This is a genomic window from Micromonospora sp. M42, assembly GCF_000568915.1.
Classification (GTDB): Bacteria; Actinomycetota; Actinomycetes; order Mycobacteriales; family Micromonosporaceae; genus Micromonospora; species Micromonospora chalcea.
This window is the reverse complement of the sequence record NZ_KK037233.1, coordinates 4,312,880-4,332,816: the sequence shown is the minus strand read 5'-3', so window position 1 is coordinate 4,332,816 and position 19,937 is coordinate 4,312,880. Positions and strand designations below refer to the sequence as shown.

Genomic DNA, 19,937 nt, shown 5'->3' with positions numbered 1-19,937 from the left:
CATGACCAGCACCGCCGCCCTCCCGGCCGATCCACCCGTCGACCTGTGGTCGCCGCGCCTTCGGGCGATGACTGTGGGCAGCGTCGCCCTGGTGTCCCTGCTCGCGTTCGAGGCGCTGGCGGTGGGCACCGCCATGCCGACGGTGGCCCGCGCGCTGGACGGGCTCGGCCTGTACGCGCTGGCGTTCGGCGGCTCGTTCGCCTCCGGCGTGGTGGCGATGGTCGCCTCCGGCATCTGGTGCGACGCGCGCGGACCACGGCCGGCGATGTGGCACGGCGTCGCCTGGTTCGTCGCCGGGCTGGTGGTGGCCGGTTCCGCGACGACCATGGAGATGCTGGTCGTCGGGCGGGTGGTGCAGGGCTTCGGTTCCGGACTCGTCTCGGTGGCGCTCTACGTGGTGGTCGGTCAGGCGTACCCGGAGCAGTTGCGGCGGCGGATCTTCGCCGCGTTCGCCGCGGCCTGGGTGGTGCCGTCGCTGGTCGGCCCGGCGCTGGCCGGCCTGATCGTGGAACATCTGGGCTGGCGATGGGTGTTCCTCGCGGTACCGGCGGTGGCGATTCCGGCGGCGCTGCTGATCCAGCCGGGTCTGAAGGCGCTGGCCGGCACCGTGCCGACCCGGCCGCCCGCGGGCGCGCTGGCCCGCGTCGGCTGGGCCTGCGGGGCGGGGGCGAGCGCCGCACTGCTGCACTACGGGGGGCAGCAGCGCGGCGTGCTCGCCGCCGCCCTGACCGCCGGGGCGCTGGCCGGGCTGTTCGTCTGCGTGCCGCACCTGTTGCCGTCCGGGTTCCTGCGCGCGGCACGCGGTCTGCCGACGGTGATCGGCCTGCGCGCGCTGGCGTCGGCGGCGTTCGTGGCCGCCGAGGTGGTGATCCCGCTGATGCTGTCGCGGGAGCGCGGCTTCTCGCCCACCGGCGCCGGCCTGGTGCTGACCGTGGGGGCGCTGTCCTGGTCGGTGGGCTCGTGGATCCAGGGCCGGATCGCTTCGCCCCGGTCGGCGGCGAGCCTGCCCCGGGCCGGGCTGGCCTGCATCACCATCGGTACGGCGGGCGTCGCGTCGGCGCTTCGGGCCGGACCACCTCGACCTGTCCGTGTCCTCCTGGGCCGTGGCCGGGCTCGGCATGGGACTGCTCTACCCGTCGCTGTCGGTGCTCACCCTGGAGCAGTCGGCCCCGGCCGAGCAGGGCCGCAACAGCTCGGCGCTGCAACTGGGCGACTCGCTCGCCGCGGCCACCGTGCTGGCGCTGACCGGCGCGGTCCTGGCCGCCGGTGCGTCACCCGGCCCGGCCAGCTACGCGACCACGCTGGCGGTGGCAGCGGGCTGCGCCCTGCTCGGCCTGACCCTTGCCGGTCGAGTGGTGCCTCGCCCGGCGGGCTGAGGCGTCGCCGGCCCGGTCGCCGCTCACGCGCAGTAACGCTCCTGCCGAAGGCATCGCCTGACTGCGGTATGACTCCTGGTCATGATTATGACTCTCAGGTATATCGCTCAACAGTCGTAGTCGCCTGCGCCGGGCTCACACACTGTGATGGAGCAGCCCGGCAAGCGCGACTTCGGGCCGACGGCCCGGCGGGCGGTCACGATCCCGGCCGGGCTGCCGTCCTGAATGCGGACCGAGTGGGCAGGGCGGGGCTGGGAGGAGTGGCGATGCGGGTGCTGGTGACCGGGGCGACCGGACGGCTCGGGCGGGTGGTGGTGCCCCGGCTGCGGGACGAGGGCTTCACGCTCCGGGCGACCAGCCGTCGGCCCCGTACCGGAGACGGGGTGGAGTGGGTGAGCACCGACCTGGCCACCGGCGCCGGGCTGGCGGAGGCGGTCGCCGGGGTGGACGCGGTGCTGCACCTGGCCTCGTCGCCGCAACGGCGTACCCACGAGATCGACGTGCTCGGCACCCGCCGGCTGACCATGGCCGCCGGCCACGCCGGGGTCCGCCACCTGGTGTACGTCTCGATCGTCGGCGTCGACCGGGTGCCGATCGCCTACTACCGGCACAAGCTCGCGGCCGAAGAGGTGGTGGCCGCCGGAACGGTGCCGTGGAGCGTGCTGCGCGCGACCCAGTTCCCCGAGTTCCTGGCGGACCTGCTGAAAGGCGCGAGCCGCCTCGGCCCGGTGATCGGGGACCGGGCCGTACTCGCCCAGCCGGTCGACCCGGCCGACGTGGCGGACCGGCTCGCGGTGCTGCTGCTCGCCGGACCGTCGCACCGGGTCGAGGACTTCGCCGGGCCGGAGGTGCTGCGCTTCGACGAGGCGGCCCGCACCTGGCTCGCGGCCCGCCGGGTACGCCGTCCGCTGCTGCCGGTCCGGATTCCCGGCCGCCTCGGGCGGGAGTTGCGCGGGGGCGGACTCACCACGACGGCCACGCCGACCGGCACCCGGACCTGGGCCGACTACCTCGCGGACACGTACGGGGGAACCGGCGGAAGATGAGAACCGGTCGGGTCCGCACCGGCCTACCGTGACCGCATGCTGGTCTTCGTCGCCACAGTGCTCCTCTACGTCTTCGGTTTCGTCTTCCTCTACGGCGTGATCCGGGTCGGCGTCCGGCACGGCATCGAGGACGCCGAGGCGAACCGTCCCGAGGTGCTGCGCCGCCGGCAGCTCACCACCGCCGAGAACCGGGACTTCGCGCAGGAGAACGCGTTCCTCAGCAATCCCAACTGAGGGGCGGAGCCGGGGCCCGGAGGGGCGATCCGCGAAGCGGGTGCGAGGATCGCGACATGATGGGGACGCTGAAGACGGAGCCGGCCCGGGCACGGCTCGACCTGCTGGCCCCGCCGGTCGCCGCGGCGCTGCAGGAGTGGCCGGCCGAGGCCCCGGTGGACGTGGACGACGTACTCGTCGCCCCGATCGACGCCGACCTGGCCGACACCGCCGCGTTCTGCGAGGCGTACCAGGTGGGGCTGGAGGAATCGGCCAACTGCGTGGTGGTCGCCGGTAAGCGCGGCGGCGAGACCCGGTACGCGGCCTGCGTCGTGCTCGCCACCACCCGCGCCGACGTCAACGGCGTGGTCCGCAAGCTGCTCGACGTGCGCAAGGCGAGCTTCGCGCCGATGGCCGAGGCGGTCGAGTTGAGTGGAATGGAGTACGGCGGCATCACGCCCATCGGGCTGCCGGCGGACTGGCCGGTCCTCGTCGACTCCCGGGTGATCGCCACCCCGCACGTGATCATCGGATCAGGCGTACGGCACAGCAAGATCGCCCTGCCCGGGCCGGCGCTCGGCGCGCTGCCCGGGGCGAGGGTGGTGGAGGACCTGGCCAGGCCGGCCTAGGTCCTCATTCGCATCGATCTTGTTCCACGTGAAACATCAGGCTGCCGCTTCGCGCTGCGCCACCTCGCGCAACGCGGCGAGCAGCGTCTCCGGCTCCTGCGCGCCGGTGACCGCGTACTTTCCGGCCAGCACGAACGTCGGGACGCTGGAGACGCCGAGCTGGTGCGCGGCGCTCAGGTCGGCGGCGACCTCCCGGCGGCCCAGGTTCGACTCCAGGTACTCCCGCGCCTCGGTCTCGTCCAGACCGGCCTCGCCGGCCAGCGTGACCAGCGCGTCGATCGATCCGACGTCGATGCCGTCGTGGAAGTGCGCCCGGTAGAGCCGCTCGACCATCTCGGCGGAACGGCCGCGCTCGGCGGCGAAACGCACCAGCCGGTGCGCGTCGAACGTGTTCGCCGCCACCGCCCGGTCGAACCGCAGGTCCAGGCCCGCGCCCGCGGCGACGCCGGTGACGTGCGCGGCCATGCCCTCGGCCTTGTCCCGTCCGCCGAACTTGTCGCCGAGCGCCTCCAGCAGCGGCTTCGGCTCGGTGACCGGCGTCGGGTCGAGCTGGAACGGCCGGAACCGGACGTTCACCTCGCCGTCGTACGACTCCAGTGCCTGTTCCAGTCGGCGCTTGCCGATCCAGCACCAGGGGCAGACCACGTCGGCGTAGATCTCGATGTCCATGACCAGCGACAACCCGCCGGTCAGGAGATCTGTTCCCGGACCTGGCGCTTGAGCCGGGCCAGGATGGCGGTGCCGCCGCGTACGCGCAGCGGGCTGATCGCCTGCGCCAGGCCCATCCGCTGGTAGAGATCGTCCGGCACGGCCAGCACCTCCTCGGCGCTCGCCCCGGCCAGCCCTTCGGCGAGGATGCCGGCGAACGCCCGGGTGGTGGGCGCCTCCGGCGGGCAGTCGAAGACGGTGCTGACCGTCTTGTTCGCGTTCACCTCGGCGCGCAGGAAGAACGCGGTCTGGCACTCGGGGACCTGCTCCAGCTCCTCCCGGTTCACACCCTCGGGCAGGGGCGGGATCACGTCGGCGAACTCCAGCAGCATCTCCAGCACGACGTCGCGCGGTGCGGCGGCGAACTCGTCCACGATCTCGGCCAGCTTCGTCGGCATCTCGGGCATGGGTCGAGGCTATCCGCCGCCGCGCGCCGTCATGCGACGGTGGTGGCGGTGCCCCGCGTCACGCGAGCGGGCCCGCTCTCACGCGTTCGGCGCGGCCTCGCTGATGTCGCTGAGCGCCGACTGGGGGTCGAGCTGCATGGCGAGGTCACCGAGGGAGACGATGCCGACGAGCTTGCGGTCGCTGTCGCAGACCAGCACGCGCCGGATGTTGCGCTCGCGCATCAGCGCCGCCGCCTCGTTCGCCGTGCAGTGCTGCTCGATCATGACCACCTCACGGGTGATGATCGAGCCGATCGTGGTGGTGCCCGGGTCGGCGCGTTCGGCCACCGCCCGCACCACGATGTCGCGGTCGGTCAGCATGCCGGCGAGCGTGGCGCCGTCGGTCACCACCACGTCGCCGATGTCCGACTCCTTCATCACCCGGGCCGCCTCGTCCAGCGGGGTCTCCGCCGGGAGGTAGATCACCTGCCTGGTCATCACGTCACTGACGCGGTACATGAGAGCCTCCGAACACCTCGGTCGATCCGTATGCGGTACCCGGTACCGCGTTCGCTACACCCCGTCGTGGCGCGTCGCGCCCACCTCGTCGCGCAGACGCTCCACGATGTCCTCCACCGGCACCTCGGCCCGTTCACCGGTGGCCCGGTCACGTAGTTCCACGTACCCGTCGGCCAGACGGCGGCCGACCACGACGGCGCGCGGAATGCCGATCAGCTCGGCGTCGGTGAACTTCACCCCGGCGGACACGTGCGTGCGGTCGTCGACCAGCACCCGCAGGCCGGCGGCGGCGAGGCGCCCGCCGAGGTCGAGCGCCGCGTCGAGTTGCGGCCCCTTCCCGGCGGCGACCAGGTGTACGTCGCACGGCGCGACAGCCGCGGGCCACACCAGCCCCCGGTCGTCGTGGTGCTGCTCGGCCACCGCGGCGACCGCCCGGGACACGCCGATGCCGTAGCAGCCCATCGTGGGCCGGACCGGCTTGCCCTCCGGGCCGAGCACGTCGACCGCGAACGCGTCGGTGTACCGGCGTCCGAGCTGGAAGATGTGCCCGACCTCGATGCCCCGCCGGATGGTCAGCTCACCGGCGTCGCAGGCCGGGCAGGGGTCGCCGGGCCGCACCTCGGCCGCCTCGATCGTGCCGTCCGGTACGAAGTCGCGCCCGCAGACCACGTCGGTGGCGTGCCGGCCCGGCTCGTTCGCGCCGGTCAGCCAGGCGGTGCCGGGCACCACGCGGGGATCGACCAGGTAGCGGATGCCGTGCTTGGCCAGGATCTGCGGCCCGATGTAGCCGCGGACCAGCTCCGGGTGGGCGTCCCAGTCCTCGAAGACCGCCACCGTGGCGGGGGCCAGCACCGCCTCGACCCGCTTCAGGTCCACCTCGCGGTCGCCGGGCAGGCCGATGACCAGCGGTTCGGCCTGCTCGGCACCGGGCCTGCGGACGGTGAGGACCACGTTCTTCAACGTGTCGGCGGCGGTCCAGCCGGTGCGCCCGCTCAGCTTGCGGGCCTCGGCCAGCTCGACCAGCGCCGCGATGGTGGGCGTCTCCGGGGTGTCGTGCGTCTCGGCGGGCGGGTGCGCGTCCGGGTCACCGGCGGCCGGGGCGCGGGTCACCACCGCCTCGGTGTTCGCCGCGTAGTCGCAGGCGGTGCAGCCGACGAACGTGTCCTCACCGACCGGCGTGGCGGCCAGGAACTCCTCCGAGGCGGACCCACCCATCGCGCCGGACATCGCGTGGACAGTGGTGAAGTCCAGCCCGAGCCGGGTGAAGACGCGCTCGTAGGCGGCCCGGTGCCTGTCGTACGCGGCCTGGAGCCCCGCGTCGTCCAGGTCGAACGAGTAGGCGTCCTTCATCAGGAACTCGCGCCCGCGCAGCAGACCGGCGCGGGGACGGGCCTCGTCGCGGAACTTCGTCTGGATCTGGAACAGCGTCACCGGGAAGTCCCGGTACGAGGTGAACAGGTCCTTCACCAGCAGCGCGGCCAGCTCCTCGTGGGTCGGCGCGAGCAGATGGTCGGCGCCCTTGCGGTCGGCGAGCGTGAAGATGTCGTCCCCGTATTCGGTCCACCGCCCGCTGGTCCGGTAGGGCTCGGCCGGGAGCAGCGACGGGAAGTGCACCTCCTGGTCGCCGATCGCTGTCATCTCGTCCCGGACGATCGCGGTGATCCGGTCCAGCACGAGCTTGCCCAGCGGCAGCCAGGTGTAGCCGCCCGGCGCGGCCCGGCGGACGTATCCGGCGCGCAGCAGCAGCCGGTGGCTCGGCACTTCCGCGTCGGCCGGGTCCTCACGCAGGGTCCGGAGCAGCAGGGTCGACATGCGCAGCAGCATTGCCGCAGCTTATGGCGCGAGCGGAGGGCCGGGCGACCCCTTTCGGCGTCCGCGCGGACCGATCGTCGCCGGCTCGGGGAGGTGGCGGCATCCGACTGGTGTCGATGCCGCCACCCCGCCGAGATGGTGCGGACGGGCCGGTAAATGTCGCGGGTGCCGGGTAGGAATGCGGCATGGCTGAGCGACCGCTGATGAAGCTGACGACAACGGTGCTGGACGCGCCGTCCGCAGAGGACCTGGCCGCGTTCTACGAGCGGCTGCTCGGCTGGATCCGGCGCGAGAAGGAAGCCGACTGGGTCCTCCTCGCGCCGCCGGAGGGCGGCCACTGGCTGGCGTTCCAGGACGAGCCGGCCTACGTGCGGCCGGTGTGGCCGGCCGGTCCCGGCGACCAGCAGATGTCTGTCCACCTGGACATCAAGGTCGACGACCTGGAGGCAGCCGTGGCGTACGCGGTCTCCGTGGGCGCGACGCTGCCCGACTTCCAGCCGCAGGACGACGTCCGGGTGCTCCTCGACCCGGATGGTCACCCGTTCTGCTTCTACCTCTCATGACGGGCGACGCCACCGCGTCGGCGCGGGCGACCAGCCAGTACGCGACGACGACCGGCAACCTGACCGCTCGCATCGCGCTGCACGCCTACGGCACCAATCCGCAGAGCTGGTTCGCCTGGCTGGGCGAGCGGCTTCCACTGGCCCGGGACGTGCTGGAGGTCGGGGCCGGCACGGGCGAGCTGTGGCACCGGATCGGCCCTCGGGGCCGGCTCGCGCTCACCGATTTCTCGCCCGCCATGTGCGCTCGGCTGCGCGAGGTGCCCGGCGCCCGGGTGCAGCGCTGTGACGCCACGCGCCTGCCGTTCCGTGACGGCGCCGTCGACGCGGTGATCGCCAACCACATGCTCTACCACCTGGACGACCCGGACGCCGCGCTGCGCGAGTTCGCCCGGGTGCTGCGTCCCGGCGGGCGGCTCGCCGTCGCGGTGAACGGCCGCGACCACCTCGCCGAGCTGGACGCGCTCGGACCAGCCATGGGGCGCCCCGACCTCGCCGTCGGACTGCACCAGAACGACGTCACGGCCGAGACGGCACCCGCCCGGGTCGCCGCCCACTTCACCGACGTGACAGTTGAGCGCTACCCGGACGAGCTTGTGGTGCCCGCCGCGGAGCCGATCCTGGCGTACATCGTCAGCATGATCGGGCCGCTCACCGTGGCGGAGGAGTCGGCCGCGCGCGCCGCGATCGAGGCCCGCATCGACGCCGAGGGCGCCTTCCGGGTACGCAAGCACACGGTGCTGATCAGCGCGACGCGCGGCTCCCGCTGAGCCGGACGAAGGCCCGCCAGGCGTCGGGTGTGAAGGTGAGCACCGGCCCGGCCGGGTCCTTGCTGTCCCGCACCCCGACCACACCGGCCAGGTTGTCCGCCACCTCGACACACTCGCTCTGCCCGCTGCGGGTTGACTTGCGCCAGAGCGCGCCGATCAGCTCCATGACTCGACCACTTCCTTCATCAGCTCGATCGACTGCCGGCGGGACAGCGCCTCACTGCGGACGCTCTCCCATCTGGACAGCAGGATAGCCACGTCTTCATCTTTGTCGATCACTGTTCCGCCGAGCTGGTTCTCCAGATAGCCGATCCAACCCCCGTCACCGCCCCGGGCGAGAGTGAACGGTCCGGTCAGTCCGATGTGCAGTCCGATGTCGGCCGGAATGACGTGCACCGCGATGTGTGGGTGGCTGCTCGCCTCGATCAGGTGCGTCACCTGTTGACTCATCAACCCGCGAAAGCTCTCGTCGGCGCGGCGCAGCACGGTTTCCTCGATCACCGCGACGAACTTGGGTGGATCGGCGCCGGCCAGAACGGTCTGCCGGTCGAGCCGGACCGCGAGTCGCCGTTCGGCTTCCTGCTCGGCGAGCATGTCGTCAGTGCGGATCATCGCCCGGGCATAGTTCTCGGTCTGCAACAGGCCAGGGATGAGGCTCGGCTGGTAACAGCGCAACTGTTGCGCCTGGCGTTCGGCTTCCAGCCAGGGGCGGAACCAGCTCGGCTGGCCGTCGCGCTCGGCGAGCTTGAGCAGCGACATCAACAGTCCGCCGGTGCCGAGCACCTCGTCGGCCCGGGCGAGGAAGAACCTGTCGAGCGGCCGGTGGCCCAGCTCGACCGCCGACACCTGGGAGCCGGAGAAGTGCACGAGCCTCCCGAACTCCTCCTGGCTCAGTTCGGCCCGCACCCGCAGCCGCCGCAGTTGCGCGCGGATCAGCTCGGCGGTCGGCTCGCTCTCCACACGCCCTCCTCAGATTGCGGCCGGTCTCCCGGCCTCTCCCCGGACCTGCAGCGAGGACTTCCGAGCGTAGTGGCGCGATCAGCAGACTGTCACGCATGAACCTTCCCGTACCGCGGCTCGGGCCGTACCCCGATCGGCCCCGCCCCTACCCGCCGGACCACCCGGCCCACCTGCCGATCCGGCCGCTCTGGCTGTGCCGCGCCTGCGGCGCGCCGTGGCCCTGTGCGCAGGCGCGCCTACTGCTCAAGGTCGAGTACGCGGACCACCCCGTCGACCTGGCCGTCTACCTGTCCGGGCTCTACCACGAGGCCACCCACGACCTGTTCCGCCTCAACCCGCAGGACGGGCCGACCCCGCGCGAGCTGTTCGAGCGGTTCGTCGGCTGGGGCCCGTACCGGCGTGGCATCACCGATACGATGCCCGCGACATGACTGCGCCCGGGGACTTCGACCTGACGATGGACGAGTTGCGCGAGGTGGCGCGGTACGCGGTCCGGCACGCGGAGGACGTCCTCCCGGTCTACGAGCGGGCGGTTCCCGGCGATCCGCGTCCCCGTGCGGCTGTCGACGCGGCGTGGACGTTCGCGCGCGGCGCCGCCCGGACGAAACTCCAGCGGGTCACGTCCCTCGACGCGCACCGGGCCGCCCGGTCCGCGCCCACCGAGTCCGCGCGCCTGGCCGCCCGGGCCGCCGGTGACGCCGCCGCGGCCGCGTACCTGCACCCGATCGCGAAGGCCACCCAGGTCGCCCACATTCTGCGGGCCGCCGCCAACGCCGCGCGCGTCGCCGAACTGGAGGCCGGCGGTGACGAGACCGTCGGCGTGGCAGCGCTGGACCGGTACCGGCAGCTCGCCGCCCCCGTGCTGGTCGACGTGCTCCGCCGCTATCCGCCGGTGACCGGCGGCGGCAGCCGGGTCGCCCGGCTGATGAGCGCACTCGACCACGACCTGCGCCAGGGCGCCGCCGGGCCGGAGGCCGCATCGTGATCCTGCCGAAGGTCCGCGATCCCCGGTTCACCACGATCCGCCGGGGCGGCACGCTCACCGACGAGCACCACCACCTGCTGGCGCTCTGGGCCGCCACCTGCGCCGAGCACGTCCTCGGCCTGTTCGAGGCGGTCCGGCCGGACGACAGCCGCCCGCGTGAGGCGATCGCGTACGCCCGCGCCTGGGTGCGGGGCGAGGTCAGGATGATGGAGGCGCGCGCGGCGGGCGGGCACGCCATGGGCGCGGCCCGGGACCTGCGCGGGGCGGCACGCAACGCCGCGTACGCCGCCGGACAGGCCGCCGTCGTGGCCCACGTGGCCGCCCACGAACTCGGCGCCGCCGCGTACGCGATCAAGGCGGTACGCGCGGCGGCGCCCGCCGGTCTCGGCGAGGCGGCCGGGCGCGACGAGTGCCGGTGGCAGCGCGATCAGCTTCCGGCCGAGATCCGCGAGCTGGTCCTGGACGACCAGCGGCTGCGCAACGACATCTGCTGGTCGGTCTTCGACTGCTGACACCGGCCGGAGCCTGTCGGGAAAGTGCCACCGGAGGTGGCAACCATGGCGTGGCCGGGTGGCGTCTCGGAAGGCGTCACGCCGATGCACCACCTGACCCCAAGGACCGGCTCGTGTGGATCTTCTCCTGACTGAGTTCGACCTGTTCGTCCGAACTCGTACGCCCGCGCTGCTGCGCTCCGCCTACCTGCTGACCGGCGACCAGCATCTGGCCGAGGACCTCGTCCAGTCCGCGCTGGCCCGTACGCACCGTGCCTGGAATCGGTTGCACGAGACCGGCAACGCGGAGGCGTACACCCGGAAGGTCATGTACCACCTGCAGGTCTCCTGGTGGCGACGCCGCCGGGTGGCCGAGTCGATGCCGGGCGACGTGCCCGAGCCGCGCGGAGGCGACTCGGCCCCCGACCACGCCCAGCAGACCACGCTCCGGCTGACCCTCCGGGCCGCGCTGGCCCGGCTCTCTCCCAAACAACGGGCCGTGCTGGTTCTGCGGTTCTTCGAGGACCGCACCGAGACCGAGGCCGCCGACCTGCTCGGTGTGACAGTCGGCACCGTCAAGAGCCAGACCTCGAAGGCGCTGGCGAAGCTGCGCAGCGTGGCACCGGAGCTCGCCGAGCTGTACGTCACGGAAGGAACCGCCCGATGAACCAGGACCGACTGCGTTTCGACCTGGCCGATCTGGCCGAGGAGGTCACCCCGGTCGACCTGCGGGACCGGGCACTGCGTACCTCGCGGCGGCTCGGCCTCCAGCGGGCCGCCGCCACTTCTGCCGCCGTGCTGGTGGTGCTGGCCGCCGCGACCGGAACGGCACTGGCGATCCGGCCGAACAGCCAGACGCCCGTGCCGGCCGGGCCGTCGGTCACAGTCACCGCCCCGCCGGTCGAGCCCACCCCGACCCCGTCCGCCGAGCCGTCGAGCACGCCGTCGACCAGTCCCAGCGAAACCACAGGCGGGGGGCCGAACGGTGACGCGACCTTCGGGCGGCTCGTCTACGGCCCGTCCGACCTGGCGAACGCCCCGTCCCCGACGAGCACCGTCCGGCTTCAGTCCTGGCGTCCGGGCGACGACCCGGTCCGCCTGCTCGGTCTCCCGTACGGGCCGGCGCAGGTAAACGTCTCGGTGTCACCCGACGGACAGAGGGTCGCCTGGGCCGAGACGACCGGTGCGGTGTGGGTGTCGGCCATCGACGGCTCGGGGCGGCGCAAGCTCCGGGACGGCGTCGACGACGTCTGCTGGTCACCCGTCTGGCTGCCGAACTCGCAACAGCTCGTCGTGCGTCTGAACGCTGGCGGAGACGACCCGGCCACCGGCGTGCTCGACGTCTCCTCCGGGAAGTTCACCAGGGTGACGGGCCTCGACGGCTGTCACGCCGTGTTCGCGGCGGACGGGACGCTGGCGTTCGCCGACGGCTCCGACGGCACGATCGTCCTCACCGACCGGAACGGCAGGGCGCGCCGGACGGTGCCGGGCCTGGGCACCAAGGGCAGCCGGTACGTCTCCTTCGACCTGTCCAGTCTCTCCCCGGACGGCCGGCGGGTCGCGCTCCTGCGGATCGACCGGAACGGTACGTACGGGGACGCGGCACGGGAGCTACTGGTCAACGCCGTGCTCGACACCCGGACCGGCGCGGAGGTGTCGCTGCCGCTGGAGGGACGTCAACTGCGGCAGGTCTTCTTCCAGCCGGACGGGTCGATGGTGGTCCGGGTGCGCAGCGGTGACCGCTACACGGTGGTCCTGGTGGATGCGAACGGCAAGAAGATCACGGAGCGGGCGGAGCCCTCGGCGCTGCGGGACATGCAGATCATCACCGCAGGACCGTGATCGCCGCGTCCGCCGTGACCTGCTTCCACGGCACCAGCACCACTGTGCCGTCGCGCTCCAGCACCTTCGCGTCGCTGCCCTCGGTGCCGGCCGACAGCGGCGCCTCGGCCACCACGCCCACCTTCCCGGTGGCGGGGTCGATCCGGACCAGCCGTGGGGCGAGATCCCGCCGGTCACCCACCTCCCACGCCAGCACGCCCTGCCCGTCGAGGCGGACGAGTTCCACCTCGCTGTCGGTGTGCCCGGCCGACACCCAGCGCCGCTTCCCGGTGGCCAGGTCGATCGCCACCACCTGGTTGGCCTGGCGCATCTTGTCGCCCACCGGAGAGGGCTCGGTCGGCAGGTAGAGCGTGTCCGCGTCGGCCAGGTACGGCCGGACCGCCGGCCCGCTCACCGTGTTGGAACGGTTGACCGGCAGGTCGCTGAACCGCGTACCGTCGACGGGGTTGCCGAACGCGGCCCGCTCCTTGCCGGTGGCGTCGCGCGCGACGAACGTCTCGGTGTTCAGGCCGGGCCGGCTGACCAGCGGGTCGACGCTGAGCACCCCGTCGCTCTGCTGCGCGGCGGGCAGGTCCTGCTTCCAGCGCGGCTTGCCGGTGGCCGGGTCCAGGCCGAGCAGCGCGCCCCGGTCGCCGTCGCAGAGCGTGGTGACGACGGCCTGGTCCCCGGCGGCCTGCGCGTCGGTCAGGCGGCAGTCGCGGCCGGGCAGCAGCCGGTCGGCGTCGGTCTGCCACAGCCGCTTGCCGTCGGCCAGCGAGTAGCCGAGGACGTTCCCGCCGCTGCGGACGACCACCTGCCCGGCGGCCACCGACAGGTCGGGGGCGACGGTCTCGGACCGGCCCGTCCGGCGTTCCACAGGGAACGTCACCCGCCACGTCTGCGTGCCGGCGGCCGCGTCGAACCCGACGAGCGTGTCGCACGAGTCGGCCGGGCCGAGCGCCACCACACCCCGCCCGTCGGCGAGGGTCTGCGCGGCCGCGCACAGCGAGGCCCCCTGCGGCGCGGGCACGCCCCACGCCTGGCCGCCGTCGCCGAGCCGGTAGGCGATGATCCCGTCCGGCTGCGCGCGGACCACCGCGTCACTGGCCAGCCAGGCGCCGAACATGTCCTGCCCGTCGTACGTCTTCAGGCCGTTGCGCTGCAGCTCCGGGAAGTCGAGCACCCACGCGGCACGCAGCTTCCTCCCGCCGTCGTCACCGCCGCCGACCAGCCGGGACACGCCGTAGGCGGTGCCGGCCGCGACCGCGAGCACGGCCACCAGCCCACCGGCCACCAGCAACGCGACGCGCCCGCGCCGCTTCGGCGCCGCCGGCGGCGCACCGCCCGGACCCGGCCGGCCCACCGGTGGGTACGCGGGCGGCGGGTACTGCTGGTGCTGATACGTCATCGGTCGTCTCCCGTTTCCGTCAGCCCGCCAGTTCGCGGACGTAGTCGGACCAGCCGGCCTGGAACTCGTCGAGCGACACGCCGAGCACGTCCCGGGCGGCGCGGTCGGTCGGGGCGCCGGCGTAGACCGCCTCGACGAAGCGGAACAGCTTCGGCTCACCGTGCTTGTCGGCGAGGTGCGTCATCGCGGTGTGCCCGAGCCAGTAGTGGAAGGTCAGCAGGCCGCTCTTCTGCCAGTCGGCGTTGCTGGGCAGCGTGCCGTTCCAGCCGTTCCCGCCGTCGCGGACCAGTTGGAGGGCGGGCGCGGTGCGCTCGCTGGCGGCCAGCGGGCGGCCGTGGAAGGCGATGTACTCGGCGAACCCCTCGACCACCCACTCGTCGAGCTTGCTGAACTCGTCCACGGCGGCCGGGTCGGTGCGGGGCGTCATCAGCGAGTGCGCGATCTCGTGCCGCAACACCATGTGGGCGTCGTTGTCGCCGCCGGAGCGGGTGAAGTAACGATCTCCGGTGTCCACCACGATGCGGGTGCCGCCGATCGTGTTCCTGCCGTCCTTGCGCTCGGCCGCGACCATGCCCACCGAGTAGCCCGCCTCGGTGGCCTTCTCGGTGCCGATTCGGTAGAGCGAGGTCATCTCGTCCTTGCCGGCGGCGAGCGTGACGACGAACTTGTCAGACACCGGCTCGGGCGGCGCGTTGGCCCGCCACACGGCCAGGTTGCTCGTCACCGCCTTGTCGACGGCCGGGGCGTACCGCCTCGCCACGGCAGCCCGGGCCGCATCGGTGATGATCAGGGCGTACGGGGTCCGCTCGACATGGATGTCCCGCCACTTGTCCCACGGCCCGGGGTAGTAGACGGTTTTCGAGTCGCCGTTGCCGCCGGCCGGCGCGCCGGTGACGGCGGTGACCTGGATCGGCGCGTCCTTGCCGGCGCGGACGATCGTCCAGCGGTACCACTCGGCGACCGGCGCCAGGTCGTAGCCGTCCAGCTGGTGCACGAAGGAGACGTCGAGCTGGAACGTGACGCCCTGCCCGAAGGCGTCGCTGACGCGGCCCTGCTTCTCGATCGTCTCGTAGCGGGCCACCGACAGCGGCAGCTTGCCCAGGTTGCGGAACAGCTGGGTCTGCCCGGCGATCAGTTCCTTGCGGGCCGGGTCGAACGCGGCCAGGTAGCCGTCCAGGTCCTTCGCCGCCAGCGCCTTGCTGTGCCGGTCGAGCAGGGCGGTCAGCTCGGCGTCGGTGACGGTGACACCGTTCGCGCCGGCTGCCGCCTTCGGCGCGGAGCCGTCCTCGTCGTCGCCGCGCAGGCCCAGCCCGACGCCGACCGCCGTGCCGGCGCAGACCGCCAGCGCGAGCGCGCCCGCCGCGAGCCCGATCCAGAGCCCACGGCGGGACTTCGGCGGCGGGGGCGGCGTACCCCACGGCACCGGCTGCGCGGGCGGCGGCGGTCCGCCGTACCGGGGGTCGGCGTTGCCGGGCGGTGGCCAACCTGCCGCCGGTGGGTGCCCCTGCGTCATGTGGTTCCTCGCTCGTGCCGGATGCGGGACCGGCCGGACGGTTTCGCGCGGCCGGATGACGGCAGCCATCATCCCCGGTCCGGACGACGGATTCTGCCCCGCCTGGACGGGTCGGGGCTTTTGTCCCCGGGGGTGGTTGTCGTGAACAGGACGTCGAGACATCCGCCACGTCCGGCGTCCAGGGCCAGCGGGAGCGGCCCGCGCGGTGACAGACTGTGCGACGCACTTCTGCCGGGACGTCTGAGGGAGGCGCCGTGCGCTGGCGCAGCTACGTGGCGGTGGGCGACAGCTTCACCGAAGGCATGGACGACGCGTATCCGGACGGCAGCTACCGGGGCTGGGCCGATCTGGTCGCCACCCGTCTCGCCGTCGAGGCCGGGCCCGACTTCGGCTACGCCAACCTGGCCATCCGGGGCCGGCTGTTCCCGAACGTGGTGGCCGAGCAGGTGCCGTCCGCGCTGGCCATGAAGCCCGACCTGATCAGCTTCGCGGCCGGCGGCAACGACGTGCTGCGCCGCACCTTCGACCCGGACGCGTTCGTCCCCCGCTTCGACTCGGTCGTGCAGCGGCTGCGCTCCGGCGGCAGCGACGTGGTGCTGTTCCGGTTCGCCGACGTGATGTCCCGGCTGCCCGGCCAGCGGCTGATGGCCCCGCGCGTGACGCTGCTCAACCGGGTGGTCGGCGAGGTGGCCGAGCGGCACGGCGCGATCCTGGTCGACCTGTACTCCGACGACACCTACCTCAACCCGCTGCTCTGGAGCACCGACCGGATTCACCTGTCGGCGGCGGGCCACCGCCGGGTCGCCGCCCAGGTGCTCACCGCGCTCGGCGTCGGCTGCGACGAGGAGTGGCTGCTGGTCCCGCCGCACCCGGCGCCCAGCCCGTGGCTCGCCGCGCGCGCCGCCGACCTGCGCTGGGCCGGCAAGCACCTGGCGCCGTGGATCAGGCGCCGGCTGACCGGGCGGTCCTCCGGCGACTTCGTCACCGCCAAGCGGCCGGTGCTCGGGCCGGTCGAGCGCGACTGAGTGTGCGTACCGTCCACGCCGCCGACCTGCTGCGGCTGACAGCCGACGACCCGCCCCGAGCCGGGCTGGCCGTCGTGGTCGCCGGTGACCGGGTCGAGGCGATCGTGCCGACGGACGAGCTTCCCGGCGCGTACCCCGGGATGCGGGTGCGGCGGTGGGCCGGCACGCTCGGGCCGGCGCTCGTGCACGACGGTCCGCTGCCCCCGGCGCCCACGCCGCGCGAGCGGGTGCACGCGCTGTTCCGGCTCGGCGTCGCCGCGGTGGTCGAGGAGCACGTGGCCGACCCGGCGCTGCGGGCTGCCGCGGCCCGCAACGACGTGGCGGTGCTGCCCGGCGTGCGGCCGCCAGCGCTGGTGACCGGCGGGCGGGCCGACCTCGCCGTGTTCGGCCCGGACGGCGCCTGCCTGGCCACAGTGGTCGCCGGCCGCCTGGTGCACCGCCGCGCCTGACCCCGCCGCACGGCTCGACCTTCACCGCCGTTCGTCCGATGTGTCCGGTTGCCCGCTTATCGGGATCGCCCGATGTCCGCCCCACTGGATAGCATCCGCTACCCCCGTCGATCGAGTACGGGGCGAAATCGGGGAAAGGTGGATGAGGGATGACCCTCATGCCTGACAGAAATCCACGTCGAACCGCCCGGCGAGGCGTGCTCGCCGCCGCGCTGTCGATGGTGGTCGCGGCCGGAACGGTGGCTGCCACCGCGGCGCCGGCAGCCGCGTACGACATCCGCTACGAGACGAACACCTCGTGGGCCTGGACCGACTCGCACTCGCCCACCACGGTCGACATCGACCGGTCCGGGGACGTGCCGGTCGGCACGTGGAAGGACGGGAAAGGCCGCCCGCACACGTCGCGCGCCTACTTCACGTTCGACATCTCCCGCTACCGGGGAGCGGACATCGAGTCCGCAGTCCTCGACGTGAAGGAGACGGCAGGCGGCGACTGCACCAGACGTCCCGTGGTCGAGCTGCGGCGTACCGCCGCCTACACCGCCCGGTCGAGCTGGCGGAACCCCCCGGCCGACCTGGGGCTGGTCGACAGCCGCCAGCTCAGCGACCAGACCGTCTGCCCGGCGCCCCGGGTGGAGTTCGACGCGCTCGACGGGCTGCGCCAGGCGCTCGCCGAGGGCCGGTCGACGCTGACCCTCTCGCTGCGGCTGCCCGCCGACGCCGAGCGGGACCCGGCACTGGCACGGAAGTACGCCAGCAAGGTCGGCATCTCGATCGACTACAACTTCCGCCCCGGCGTGCCGACCGACCTGCGGAGCGAGACCGGCACGGCGTGCACCACCACCGAGCCGTACCAGGTGATCCGCTACCCCGCCCCCTCCGGAGTGGTGCACGACCGGGACCGCAACGACAGCGGGGGCACGGACCAGCTCACCGTCTCCTTCGCGGCCTGGCCGGTCGATCAGCCGGAGGCGCGGATCGAGCAGACCGACTACGCGCGCGACGGCGAGCGGGCCGTCGGCCGCTACGACACCATCTATCCGTCGCCGTTCGAGCACGACCGGACGTACGCCTGGCAGATGCGGGCGGCGGACAGCCGGGCCACCGGCGAGTGGAGCCCGGTCTGCTACTTCCGCCTCGACGTCCGGGGGCCGGCCACGCCGCCCGTCGTGACGTCGACCGACTTCCCCGACGACGACGGGTGGTACCCGGCTCTGCCCGGCGAGTTCACCTTCACCGCCAACGGCGCCGCCGACGTGGTGCGGTACGGCTACTCGCTGGACTCCGGCGTCGAGAAGACGATCGACGCGGACCGGACGGGCGGCACGGCCACCGTCACGCTCACCCCGGACAGCGGCCCGAACACCCTGCGGGTGTGGAGCCTCGACGCGGTCGGCAACCGCTCGGCGACCACCGAGTACACGTTCCGCGCCTCGGACGTGTCGCCGGTCGTGGAGGGACGGCTGAGTGAGATCGGGGTGCCTGCCACGTTCCAGCTGCGTCCGCAGATGGACGGCGTGGTGCGCTACCGCTACGCCCTCGACGGCGACCCCGAGCAGACGGTGGACGCGGCGGCGGACGGCTCCGCCGCGATCACCGTCACCGCGACCCGGGGCGGCTCCCGCACCCTCACCGTCACCAGCGTCACGGCCGACGGTGTGGAGGCCACCAGCAACCGGCAGTTCAGCCTGCCGACCGCGCCGAAGGTCTCGGCCACCGTCTACCTGCCCATCCCCAGCGGTGGGCAGGGCATTCCGGGCGTCTTCACCTTCACCCCCCGCCTGCCCGACACGGTCAGCTACCGCTACCAGTTCACCGGCGAGGACCAGCAGGTGGTGGCCGCGCAGGCCGACGGCACCGCGTCTGTCACCTGGGCGCCGACCGAGGCGGGCGTGGTCAACCTGGTCGTGCGCAGCGTGAGCGGGGACGGCACCGTGTCGGAGCCGGCGACCTTCTCCTTCCGGGTGCGGGACCTGCGCCCCGCCGTCACCGCCGACCCGTACCGGACGGACGTGCCCATGGGCGGTCCGGGCCAGCCGGGCGAGTTCCGGTTCACGTCGCAACTCACCACGACGGTGGCCTTCCTCTACCGGTTCGACGACGGCGTCGAGCAACGCGTCGAGACCGGCAACCGCGCGACGGTGAGCTGGACGCCCACCGAGGGCGGGACGCACACGCTCACTGTCGTCGGGGTCACCGCGGACGGCACCCGCTCGCCCGAGCAGGTCTGGACGTTCCTGGTGGCCGAGGGCTGAGCACCTGACCGCGCCGGCCCCACCACCTTTCCGAGGCGGTGGGGCCGGTGTCACATCCGTGGCCCGCGATCCGGCGTACCTTGGGGATCATGCCTGTGCCGAGCGATCCGCATCCTGATCTCCAGTCGTACGCCGACCCGCAGCGCCTGGTCACCACCGAATGGCTGGCCGAGCACCTGGGCGACGAAGGGCTCGTGGTGGTCGAGTCCGACGAGGACGTGCTCCTCTACGACACCGGCCACATCCCCGGCGCCGTCAAGGTCGACTGGCACACCGAACTCAACGACCAGGTCACCCGCGACTACCTGGACGCCGCGAGCTTCGCCGAGCTGTGCGCGGCCAAGGGCATCGGGCGGGACGACACGGTCGTCTTCTACGGCGACAACTTCAACTGGTGGGCCGCGTACGCCCTCTGGGTCTTCACCCTCTTCGGTCACCCGGACGTACGGCTGCTCGACGGCGGCCGGCAGAAGTGGATCGCCGAGGGGCGGGAGCTGACCCGCGACAAGGTGAGCCGGCCCCGCGCCTCGTACCCGGTGCCGGAGCGCAACGACGCGCCGATCCGCGCGTACCGGGAGCAGGTCATGGCGCACGTGGCGGCCGGTCGGCCGCTGGTGGACGTGCGGTCGCCGGGCGAGTACACCGGCGAGATGCTGCACATGCCGGACTACCCGCAGGAGGGCGCGCTGCGTGGCGGGCACATCCCGGGCGCGGTGAGCAAGCCGTGGAAGTCCGCCGCGAACGACGACGGCACGTTCAAGTCCGCCGACGAACTGCGCGCCATCTACGCCGACCAGCTCGGGCTGAGCCCGTCCGACGACGTGGTGGCGTACTGCCGGATCGGCGAGCGGTCCAGCCACACCTGGTTCGTGCTGCACCACCTGCTCGGCTTCCCGCAGGTGCGCAACTACGACGGTTCGTGGACCGAGTGGGGCAACCTGGTCCGGGCTCCCGTCGTGAAGGGCGACCAGCCCGGCGGCCTGACCCGCTGAGCGTCCCGGCCGGTCCCGC

The 19,937-nt window shown here is 73.0% G+C and carries 22 protein-coding genes; 14 read left to right on the top strand and 8 right to left on the bottom strand.

The window, feature by feature from the left end; translation table 11 throughout:
• Position 1 precedes the first annotated feature (1 nt).
• Genes MCBG_RS34260 through MCBG_RS19945 form a run of 3 tightly spaced genes read left to right on the top strand, consistent with a single transcriptional unit; the run spans position 2 to position 3,264 of the window.
• The gene (locus MCBG_RS34260) at positions 2 to 2,422 is read left to right on the top strand and encodes an MFS transporter (protein ID WP_223201275.1); all 2,421 of its coding nucleotides are present in this window, start codon (positions 2 to 4) and stop codon (positions 2,420 to 2,422) included.
• 36 nt (positions 2,423 to 2,458) lie between these two features.
• Positions 2,459 to 2,656, top strand: a complete 198-nt coding sequence (locus tag MCBG_RS19950) for a hypothetical protein (protein ID WP_043327658.1) — start codon at positions 2,459 to 2,461, stop codon at positions 2,654 to 2,656.
• Positions 2,657 to 2,715: 59 nt separating this feature from the next.
• Positions 2,716 to 3,264, top strand: a complete 549-nt coding sequence (locus MCBG_RS19945) for a YbaK/EbsC family protein (protein ID WP_043330797.1) — start codon at positions 2,716 to 2,718, stop codon at positions 3,262 to 3,264.
• Between the two features lie 36 nt (positions 3,265 to 3,300).
• Here the strand turns inward: MCBG_RS19945 and MCBG_RS19940 are convergent, their stop codons facing one another.
• The 4 genes from MCBG_RS19940 to MCBG_RS19925 form a co-directional block, all read right to left on the bottom strand.
• Positions 3,301 to 3,933: a DsbA family oxidoreductase gene (locus MCBG_RS19940; RefSeq protein WP_043327657.1), complete on the bottom strand. Its 633-nt coding sequence runs from the start codon at positions 3,931 to 3,933 to the stop codon at positions 3,301 to 3,303.
• Positions 3,934 to 3,953: 20 nt separating this feature from the next.
• On the bottom strand, positions 3,954 to 4,379 hold the full coding sequence (locus tag MCBG_RS19935) for a SufE family protein (RefSeq protein ID WP_043327656.1): 426 nt from the start codon (positions 4,377 to 4,379) through the stop codon (positions 3,954 to 3,956).
• Between the two features lie 78 nt (positions 4,380 to 4,457).
• Positions 4,458 to 4,877 (bottom strand): CBS domain-containing protein, encoded by a 420-nt coding sequence (locus MCBG_RS19930; protein WP_030499538.1) that lies wholly within the window; start codon positions 4,875 to 4,877, stop codon positions 4,458 to 4,460.
• 54 nt (positions 4,878 to 4,931) lie between these two features.
• Entirely contained in the window at positions 4,932 to 6,701 is a 1,770-nt protein-coding gene (locus MCBG_RS19925; protein WP_043327655.1) for a proline--tRNA ligase, read from the bottom strand.
• Positions 6,702 to 6,874: 173 nt separating this feature from the next.
• Between MCBG_RS19925 and MCBG_RS19920 the strand changes: the two genes are divergently transcribed.
• Positions 6,875 to 7,252: a VOC family protein gene (locus tag MCBG_RS19920; RefSeq protein WP_043327654.1), complete on the top strand. Its 378-nt coding sequence runs from the start codon at positions 6,875 to 6,877 to the stop codon at positions 7,250 to 7,252.
• Positions 7,249 to 8,019 (top strand): class I SAM-dependent methyltransferase, encoded by a 771-nt coding sequence (locus MCBG_RS19915; RefSeq protein WP_043327653.1) that lies wholly within the window; start codon positions 7,249 to 7,251, stop codon positions 8,017 to 8,019. Before MCBG_RS19920 ends, MCBG_RS19915 begins: the two co-directional genes overlap by 4 nt.
• Here MCBG_RS19915 and MCBG_RS19910 read toward each other — a convergent pair.
• The gene (locus tag MCBG_RS19910) at positions 7,994 to 8,185 is read right to left on the bottom strand and encodes a DUF397 domain-containing protein (RefSeq protein ID WP_043327652.1); all 192 of its coding nucleotides are present in this window, start codon (positions 8,183 to 8,185) and stop codon (positions 7,994 to 7,996) included. The two genes, MCBG_RS19915 and MCBG_RS19910, sit on opposite strands and share 26 nt — an antisense overlap.
• Positions 8,176 to 8,979 carry a helix-turn-helix domain-containing protein gene (locus tag MCBG_RS19905; protein ID WP_043327651.1) on the bottom strand — a complete coding sequence of 268 codons (804 nt, stop codon included), beginning with the start codon at positions 8,977 to 8,979 and terminating at the stop codon, positions 8,176 to 8,178. Before MCBG_RS19905 ends, MCBG_RS19910 begins: the two co-directional genes overlap by 10 nt.
• Before the next feature lie 95 nt (positions 8,980 to 9,074).
• Here MCBG_RS19905 and MCBG_RS19900 point away from each other — a divergent pair, with 95 nt between their 5' ends.
• From MCBG_RS19900 to MCBG_RS19880, 5 genes are all read left to right on the top strand, one after another.
• Positions 9,075 to 9,410 carry a hypothetical protein gene (locus MCBG_RS19900; RefSeq protein WP_082931107.1) on the top strand — a complete coding sequence of 112 codons (336 nt, stop codon included), beginning with the start codon at positions 9,075 to 9,077 and terminating at the stop codon, positions 9,408 to 9,410.
• Positions 9,407 to 9,964 (top strand): putative immunity protein, encoded by a 558-nt coding sequence (locus tag MCBG_RS19895; protein WP_043327650.1) that lies wholly within the window; start codon positions 9,407 to 9,409, stop codon positions 9,962 to 9,964. The genes MCBG_RS19900 and MCBG_RS19895 overlap by 4 nt, the downstream gene beginning before the upstream one ends.
• On the top strand, positions 9,961 to 10,476 hold the full coding sequence (locus MCBG_RS19890) for a putative immunity protein (protein ID WP_043327649.1): 516 nt from the start codon (positions 9,961 to 9,963) through the stop codon (positions 10,474 to 10,476). Before MCBG_RS19895 ends, MCBG_RS19890 begins: the two co-directional genes overlap by 4 nt.
• Positions 10,477 to 10,591: 115 nt before the next feature.
• Complete coding sequence (locus MCBG_RS19885; protein WP_043327648.1) at positions 10,592 to 11,122, top strand: SigE family RNA polymerase sigma factor; 531 nt, start codon at positions 10,592 to 10,594, stop codon at positions 11,120 to 11,122.
• Positions 11,119 to 12,297, top strand: a complete 1,179-nt coding sequence (locus tag MCBG_RS19880; RefSeq protein WP_043327647.1) for a WD40 repeat domain-containing protein — start codon at positions 11,119 to 11,121, stop codon at positions 12,295 to 12,297. Before MCBG_RS19885 ends, MCBG_RS19880 begins: the two co-directional genes overlap by 4 nt.
• Here the strand turns inward: MCBG_RS19880 and MCBG_RS19875 are convergent.
• Positions 12,281 to 13,684 carry a PQQ-like beta-propeller repeat protein gene (locus tag MCBG_RS19875; protein ID WP_043327646.1) on the bottom strand — a complete coding sequence of 468 codons (1,404 nt, stop codon included), beginning with the start codon at positions 13,682 to 13,684 and terminating at the stop codon, positions 12,281 to 12,283. The two genes, MCBG_RS19880 and MCBG_RS19875, sit on opposite strands and share 17 nt — an antisense overlap.
• Before the next feature lie 19 nt (positions 13,685 to 13,703).
• Positions 13,704 to 15,197 carry a hypothetical protein gene (locus MCBG_RS19870; RefSeq protein WP_043327645.1) on the bottom strand — a complete coding sequence of 498 codons (1,494 nt, stop codon included), beginning with the start codon at positions 15,195 to 15,197 and terminating at the stop codon, positions 13,704 to 13,706.
• Between the two features lie 254 nt (positions 15,198 to 15,451).
• On the opposite strand from MCBG_RS19870, the gene MCBG_RS19865 reads away from it, so the two are divergent.
• From MCBG_RS19865 to MCBG_RS19850, 4 genes are all read left to right on the top strand, one after another.
• Positions 15,452 to 16,222: an SGNH/GDSL hydrolase family protein gene (locus MCBG_RS19865; RefSeq protein WP_043327644.1), complete on the top strand. Its 771-nt coding sequence runs from the start codon at positions 15,452 to 15,454 to the stop codon at positions 16,220 to 16,222.
• 2 nt (positions 16,223 to 16,224) lie between these two features.
• Positions 16,225 to 16,671: a hypothetical protein gene (locus MCBG_RS19860; RefSeq protein WP_043327643.1), complete on the top strand. Its 447-nt coding sequence runs from the start codon at positions 16,225 to 16,227 to the stop codon at positions 16,669 to 16,671.
• A 158-nt stretch (positions 16,672 to 16,829) separates the two neighbouring features.
• On the top strand, positions 16,830 to 18,926 hold the full coding sequence (locus tag MCBG_RS31235) for a gluzincin family metallopeptidase (protein ID WP_140946291.1): 2,097 nt from the start codon (positions 16,830 to 16,832) through the stop codon (positions 18,924 to 18,926).
• 89 nt (positions 18,927 to 19,015) lie between these two features.
• A complete protein-coding gene (locus MCBG_RS19850) occupies positions 19,016 to 19,918 on the top strand; it encodes a sulfurtransferase (protein ID WP_043327642.1) in 903 nt (300 codons plus the stop codon).
• The last annotated feature ends 19 nt before the right edge of the window (positions 19,919 to 19,937 follow it).